This window comes from Pseudonocardia sp. 73-21, assembly GCF_001899645.1.
Taxonomy (GTDB): domain Bacteria; phylum Actinomycetota; class Actinomycetes; order Mycobacteriales; family Pseudonocardiaceae; genus Pseudonocardia.
This window is the reverse complement of sequence record NZ_MKVV01000109.1, coordinates 58,395-65,340: the sequence shown is the minus strand read 5'-3', so window position 1 is coordinate 65,340 and position 6,946 is coordinate 58,395. Positions and strand designations below refer to the sequence as shown.

Genomic DNA, 6,946 nt, shown 5'->3' with positions numbered 1-6,946 from the left:
TACAGGATCGCGATGTCCTTGGGGTCCGTCGTGTGCAGCATCTTCAGCAGCATCGATCCCTTGACCGGGCGCCGCGGCGCGTCGGATCGGGGTGTGATCGGGGTCGGGCGCAGTACGGAGGTCAGGACGGGGCTCCTGACAGCTCACCGGAGCCGTGGGGCCCGGCCAGTTCGGTGGGGGTGTAGTACTTGCCCAGCTCGTCGGGGTCGAACAGCTCCAGCAGGTCCGGGCGCATGGGCGGCTGTTGCTGCGGGGTCACGGTGAGCTGGTCGCGGTCCAGGGCGCAGACCAGCAGTTGCCGGCGCCAGCCGGCGTCCAGGACGGGGTGGTCCTCGCGGGTGTGCCCGCCGCGGCTCTCGGTGCGCAGCAGCGCCGCGCGGGCCACACACTGCGACACGAGCAGCATGTTGTGCAGATCCAGCGCGAGGTGCCAGGCCGGGTTGAACAGCCGGGCGCCGGTGACGGTGAGGGTCCTTGCGCGGGCCTCGAGGTCGTCGATCCGTTTGAGGGCAAGTTCGATCTCGTCGGCCTTGCGGATGATGCCGACCAGGTCGTTCATCGTCTGTTGCAGCTCGGCGTGCACCGTGTACGGGTCCTCTCCACCGGCGTTGGCGAAGGGCAGCAGTGCGCGTTGGCGGGCGAGCTCGAGGTCGGTGTCGGGGATCGGCGGTGCGGGGGCGAACAGATCGGCGCACTCGGCGGCGCCGAGACCGGCGCGACGCCCGAACACCAGCAGGTCGGAGAGCGAGTTGCCACCCAACCGGTTGGAGCCGTGCATGCCGCCGGAGCACTCACCGGCCGCGAACAGCCCCGCCACCGTGGTCATCGCGGTGTCTGGATCGACCTCGATACCCCCCATCATGTAGTGACAGGTGGGCCCGACCTCCATCGGTTCCTTCGTGATGTCGACGTCGGCCAGCTCCTTGAACTGGTGATACATCGAGGGCAGCAGCCGGATGATCCGCTCGGCGGGCAGCCGGGTGGACACGTCGAGGAACACCCCACCGTGCGGAGACCCGCGCCCGGCCTTGACCTCGGCGTTGATCGCCCGGGCCACCTCGTCGCGGGGCAGCAGTTCGGGGGGGCGCCGGTTGTTCTCCTGGTCGGCGTACCAGCGGTCGCCCTCGGCCTCGGTGGTGGCGTAGTTGTTCTTGAACACCTCGGGGATGTAGTCGAACATGAACCGGCGGCCCTCGCAGTTGCGCAGCACCCCGCCGTCGCCGCGGACCGACTCGGTGACCAGCAGGCCCTTCACCGACAGCGGCCACACCATGCCGGTGGGGTGGAACTGAAGGAACTCCATGTTGATCAGCGTGGCGCCGGCGCGCAGGGCCAGCGCGAGACCGTCGCCGGTGTACTCCCAGGAGTTGCTGGTCACCTTGAAGGACTTGCCGATCCCGCCGGTGGCCAGCACGACCGCCGCGGCGGTGAACGCGACGAACGCGCCGGTGCTGCGGTAGTACCCGACCGCCCCGGCGATCCTGCCGTCGGTCTTGATCAGCTCGGTGATGGTGGTCTCGTGGAAGACCCGGATGTTGGCCTCGTAGTCGCCGGTGGCCGCGAAGTCCTCCTGCTGCAGGGACACGATCTTCTGCTGCAGCGTGCGGATCAGTTCCAGGCCGGTGCGGTCACCGACGTGGGCCAGTCGCGGGTAGGTGTGCCCGCCGAAGTTGCGCTGGCTGATCTTCCCCTCAGGGGTGCGGTCCAGCAGCGCGCCGTAGGTCTCGAGCTCCCAGACCCGCTCGGGGGCCTCCTGGGCGTGCAGCTCGGCCATCCGCCAGTTGTTGAGGAACTTCCCGCCGCGCAGGGTGTCGCGGTAGTGCACCTGCCAGCAGTCGTTCGCGTTGACGTTGCCCATGGCCGCGGCGATTCCGCCTTCGGCCATCACCGTGTGGGCCTTCCCGAACAGTGACTTGGAGATGATCGCGGTGCGTTTGCCCTGGGCGCGGGCCTCGATGGCGGCGCGCAGCCCGGCCCCCCCGGCGCCGATGACCACCACGTCGTAGTCGTGGCGTTCGATCTGCTCGATCTCAGGCGGCGTCTCGGTCATCGTGGGTTCCTTCCAGGGAGAACCGCGGGCAGGCCGCAGAGGCGCGACCATCCGGCGCGGGGTCTGCGGTCGCGGCCGTCGTCGGTGGGGTCGGGCGCTGCGCTCACCGCCGCCCCGGATGGTCGCGTTCGTTGGGACGCGGCCAGGCGGCCCGGCTGGTAGCAGGCGGAGCGGCCCGGTGAAGGACGTGTAACGCGGCGCCGGTGACAGCGTCGGTGGTGTGCGGGCTGCTCAGAACGGGAAGGCGGCGGTGCGGTGGGGTGGCGCTGACAAGCCCGCGCGCGCTCGCACACAACAGCCGTATGTCCACCGGTGCGGCGGGAGCCGCAGCGGGAGCCGCAGCGGGAGCCAGGGCGGGGGCTGCGGCGAGAGCCCGAAACAGCCCGGGCAGCGCGAGCAGGTGGGCGCGGCGCTGATCCAGACCGACGACCGAACCGCTGGGCCGGTCCAGAGCGACCTGGTCCATGCCCCCCGCCGGACCTACCAGGTCGATCACGACGTCCGCGTCACGGGCGACCCGCGACAACGGGGCCTGATCGGCGTCGCCGAGATTCCACAGCGTGAGCTCGACGACCCCGGCGGTGAGCAGCATCGGGGAGATGATCGGTAGGGCCGCGGCGCCGGCGAACAGGACCCGGCAGCCGCTGAGGCAACGACGCCGGCGGATCAGGTAGTTCAGCACGGCGGCGGTCAGGGTGATCGCCATGGCGTCGTCGTCGGTGATCAACGGGCGGTTGTCGAGTTCGGTCAGCAGGTGTTGCGCGGCGCGGGTCCGCGCCCGGTTGGTGCGGGTCAGGAAGATCGCCCCGACCTGACGCGGGAGCCCGTGCAGTCTCGTGGCCAGTTCGGCGGCGTCGCGGGCGATCAGCGACATCGGCACGGCCGTGACCCCGGAGAGGGTCTCGATCAGTGCGGCGTCCTCCCGTAGACCGGCGCCGTGCTCCGTCGAGGAGGCCAGCGGTGCGCCGGCGTCGTTGACCACCGCGACCGCCCAGGTCGCGTCGGTGATCGACCCGCCCTGCGCGTCGGGCCGGTGTCCCGATTCCCGAGCGGTCATAGCGGCCACCCGCGGCCGACGAGGCCGATGCCTGCCCGCGGCCCGGTATCGCCCGTCGGGTTGGCGGCGCCGTATGCGGCCGGTGCGGGTGTCGAGGCCACACCGTGGGCCGCTGCGGGTCTCATGAGGCCCGTTCGGTCTGCAGTTGGGCCAGCAGTCGTTCCTGGCCGACGGCGCGCCGGTTCACCACCCACCGGGCGGCCTGGACCAGCCCGATCACCTCGGGGGTGCTCAGCGCGTAGTCGATCGAGCGGCCGCGACGGCGGGCGCTGATCAGCCCGGCCCGGCGCAGCACGGCCAGCTGCTGGGACAGCCGGGAGCCGTCCACGTGCGTCTGGGCCTGCAGCTCACGCACCGACGCCGGACCCTCACCCAGGGCGTAGAGAACCTGCACCCGCACTCGATGACCCAGCACCCGAAACAACTCCGACATCGCCTCGGACATCGCCTCGGACATCGCCTCGGACATCGCCTCTGGAACCGGCGTGTCCGATGGTGTGCTCACGCGGTGTCGCCCGCGGCGGCGGTGACCGAGGCCCACGCTGACGCGGGGACCCAGTCGGCGGTGTCGATGCCGTTGACCCGGGCCCGGTCGAGCAGATCCAGGATCCGTGAGGCGTGCTGGTTGGCCGCGAACGGCCGGCCGTCGCGCCGGGCGGTCAGCATCGCCTGCTGTGCGCGCTCGACGGATTCGCGCAGAGCCTGCTCGAACACGTCCATCGCAGCCGCGTCCCCTCGATGCGTTCGGCACGGCGAACCCGCCGTCCTTCCTTCCCTTCAGCGTATTCGCAGTTAACAACTTATGCAAGTGTTGTGATGCGATGTTTGGCAGGGTGAGCGGCTGGTTTCGGGGCCGGTTACAGATCGTTGCCGGCGTAGGAGAGATTGAAGCTCTTGTTGACCAGTGGGAAGTCCGGAACGATCGTGCCGGTCAGAGCAACCGGGAGAGCGGGCCAGTTGAGGAAGCTGGGGTCGGCGATCTTCACCCGGGTCAGCAGCCCGTCGGGTCCGAGTTCCACGCGGTGCACGATCGTGCCCCGCCAGCCCTCGACGATGCCCACTCCCGAGCGTCTGCCGTGGGGGTCCTGCGTGGCATTGTCCGGGTGGGTGTCGTCCGGGTGGTGGTGGGTGGTCAGTGGGGTGGTGGCGTGGTGGCGGCCGTCGAGCTGCCCGACCCAGGTGGTGATCATCGCGACGGAGGCGGTGATCTCCTCGGCGCGGGCGAGGAACCGGGCGAGCACGTCACCGTCGGTGCGGATGTGCACGGTGCGGGGATGGGGCGGGGTCAGGGTGGGGTGGTCGTGGCGGGCGTCGAGGGTCAGGCCGCTGGCGCGGGCGACGTAGCCCAGCGTGCCGAGGTCGCCGGCCTGTTCGGCGGTGAGCACGGCGGTGCCGGTGAAGCGGTCGCGGACCACGCTGTGGTCCAGAGCGAGGGTCACCACCTCGCCGATGTCGGCGGCGATCGCCTGCAGCGCGGCGGGGTCGGGTAGCCGGCGGAGGCAGGCGCCACCGGGATGGAGGGCGCCGCGGAGCAGCCGGTGTCCGGTGACCTGGTCGTTGATGCGCAGCAGCTGTTCGCGGATCCGCCCGGCGTGGGCGTTGAGGATGGAGTGCCCGACGTCGTTGCACAGTGCGCCGATGTCGGTGACGTGGTTGTAGAGCCGTTCGAGCTCCAGCAGGATGGCGCGCAACCGCAGGGCGTCGTCGCCGACCGTGACCGATCGGGCGTCCTCCACGGCCTGGCAGAACGCGAGGGCGTGGCCGACGGAGGTGTCGCCGCTGATCCGTTCGGCCAGCTCGAGGCCGTCCTGCGGGGAGCGGTCCTGGAAGAGTTTCTCGATGCCGCGGTGGACGAACCACAGCCGGGCCTTGAACTTGAGGATGGTCTCCCCGACCACGGAGAACCGGAAGTGCCCTGGCTCGATCATGCCGGCGTGCACCGGGCCGACGGGTATCTCGTAGACCCCCGGGCCCTCGACGATGCGGAACGGGTACGGGCCGTCCTGGTCGCCGAACGCCGGCGGCTCCCCGGCGTCGGCGAGCATCGGGTACCAGCCTCGGGGCCAGTGGAAGTGGCGCACCAGCCGCCTGGGCAGCGGGTGGCCGGCCGCGACGATCCCGAACAGGTCGCGCATCTCGCGCTCGAACCGGCCCGCCGGGAACGACAGCCCGGCCAGGCTCGGGACCTGCGGTCGGTGTGGGTCGAGCGGGACGTGCAGTTCGACGCGCCGGTCCGGGGCGGTCGCGGTGAACAGGTACACCGCCCGCAGTGCCGCGCCCCCGTCGCCCACATCCCCGTCATGCCCGCGTCCGGGTGGGCGGTGCCGCAGGCCGCTGTCGTCGTGTCCGGCGATCAGCGCGACCCGGAACCCGGCGGCCAGCAGTTGCGCGGCGTGGGCGGGCAGCTCGTCGGGGGTGACGGTGCGCGCGGTGCGGTGGTACCCGGCGACGCGGCCCGCGCCGGGAGATTCTGCGCTGGGGGCTTCTGCGCTGGGGGATTCTCTGCTGAGGGATTCGGATTCGGTGGCCGTCGGTCGGGTGAGGTCCGGTGGCGTGCGCGGGGTTGGCGAGGGTCGGGGGGCGGTCATCGTGTTCCTGTCAGGACGTCGGCGGCCAGGTACAGCAGATGGGCAAGGGGTGGCGTGCTGACCCCGACGGCCGCACACACCGCGAGCGCGACCACCAGCGTGACCGCGGTGCTCGCCGGCAGGGTGCGGGGCGCGGTGGCCGCGCCCGGTCCGCCGCGGAGAGCGCCGGCCGGAGCAGGGGCGCCGCGGACGGGGGCGTGGGAATCGGCTGCGCCAGTGCCGACCGGCGTCGACCCGGCCGAGCCGGAGCCGGCCGGGGTAGGGGTCGCTGGGGGGCCGAGCAGCATCCGGGTGGTGTGTCCGACCAGGGTGGCGGCGATGACCAGGACGAGCAGGAACACCGCTGCGGTGAGCCATCCGAGGCCGGCACCTGCCCCGGCGCGGGCGAGGGTGAACTCGCTGGCGAACATGCTGAACGGTGGGAATCCGATCAGGGCGAGCACACCGGCGGCGAAGCAACCGGCGAGCACCGGAGCGCGGGTGGCCAACGCCCGGACCGAGCCGATCTGGCTGGTGCCGGTGGTCTGCAGGATGTGTCCGGCGCTGAGGAACAGGGTGCTCTTGGCCAGGCCGTGACCCAGCATGTGCAGCAGCACCGCGGCCATGGCGAGGGGCCCCCCGACGGCGGCGCCGAAGGCAAGCAGCCCCATGTGTTCGATGCTGGAGTAGGCCAGCATCCGTTTGTAGTCGCGTTGCGCGATCAGCACGGTCGCGGCCACCAGCAGGGAGGCGAGCGCGATCACGGCCAGCAGGGTGCGAGCGAACCCGGCGCCCAGAGCGAGATCGGCAACGACCTTGATCCGCAGGATGGCGTAGAACGCGACCGCGAGCAGCACCCCCGACATCAGCGCGGACACCGGGGCCGGAGCTTGGCTGTGCGCGTCGGGGAGCCACGAGTGCAGCGGGGCGAGCCCGGCCTTGGTACCGAACCCGAGGATCAGCAGCACGACCGCGATCCGGGTGACGCCGGGGTCCAGTCCGGTGGCGTGCGCGGTGAGCCCCGTCCAGTCCAGGCCGGTCCCGGCGCGGTCGGCGGCGTAGTTGAGCAGGAAGGTGCCCAGCAGGGCCATCGCGATCCCGGTCGAGCAGATCACCACGTACTTCCACGCCGCTTCGACCGCGGCGCGGGTGCGGCGCTGCCCGACGAGGAACGCGGTGACGATAGTGGTGGCCTCGATCGCGACCCACAGCAGGCCCAGGCTGGAGGACAGTACCGCCAGCGTCATTGCGGCGAGGAACACCTGGACCAGC

Annotated in this window: 6 protein-coding genes; all 6 read right to left on the bottom strand. The window is 71.4% G+C overall.

The genetic code is table 11. From position 1 onward, the window contains the following. Positions 1–121 precede the first annotated feature (121 nt). Positions 122–2,029 carry a fumarate reductase/succinate dehydrogenase flavoprotein subunit gene (locus BGP03_RS34435; protein ID WP_298799741.1) on the bottom strand — a complete coding sequence of 636 codons (1,908 nt, stop codon included), beginning with the start codon at positions 2,027–2,029 and terminating at the stop codon, positions 122–124. Positions 2,030–2,153: 124 nt separating this feature from the next. Beyond that, positions 2,154–3,107 carry a hypothetical protein gene (locus tag BGP03_RS34430; RefSeq protein WP_298799739.1) on the bottom strand — a complete coding sequence of 318 codons (954 nt, stop codon included), beginning with the start codon at positions 3,105–3,107 and terminating at the stop codon, positions 2,154–2,156. A gap of 121 nt (positions 3,108–3,228) precedes the next feature. Next, complete coding sequence (locus tag BGP03_RS34425; RefSeq protein WP_298799738.1) at positions 3,229–3,612, bottom strand: metalloregulator ArsR/SmtB family transcription factor; 384 nt, start codon at positions 3,610–3,612, stop codon at positions 3,229–3,231. Then, positions 3,609–3,827: a hypothetical protein gene (locus BGP03_RS34420; protein ID WP_296366967.1), complete on the bottom strand. Its 219-nt coding sequence runs from the start codon at positions 3,825–3,827 to the stop codon at positions 3,609–3,611. Before BGP03_RS34420 ends, BGP03_RS34425 begins: the two co-directional genes overlap by 4 nt. 137 nt (positions 3,828–3,964) lie before the next feature. After that, the gene (locus BGP03_RS34415) at positions 3,965–5,695 is read right to left on the bottom strand and encodes an NADH-quinone oxidoreductase subunit C (protein ID WP_298799737.1); all 1,731 of its coding nucleotides are present in this window, start codon (positions 5,693–5,695) and stop codon (positions 3,965–3,967) included. Next, positions 5,692–6,946 (bottom strand): proton-conducting transporter membrane subunit (locus tag BGP03_RS34410; protein WP_299738871.1); only part of this gene is annotated, 1,255 nt, incomplete at its 5' end. The genes BGP03_RS34410 and BGP03_RS34415, both read right to left, overlap by 4 nt.

Excerpts from the sequence above, each read along its gene's own strand:
- BGP03_RS34420 (WP_296366967.1), bottom strand. The coding sequence starts at position 3,827 with ATGGACGTGTTCGAGCAGGCTCTGCGCGAATCCGTCGAGCGCGCACAG.
- BGP03_RS34415 (WP_298799737.1), bottom strand. The coding sequence starts at position 5,695 with ATGACCGCCCCCCGACCCTCGCCAACCCCGCGCACGCCACCGGACCTC.
- BGP03_RS34430 (WP_298799739.1), bottom strand. The coding sequence starts at position 3,107 with ATGACCGCTCGGGAATCGGGACACCGGCCCGACGCGCAGGGCGGGTCG.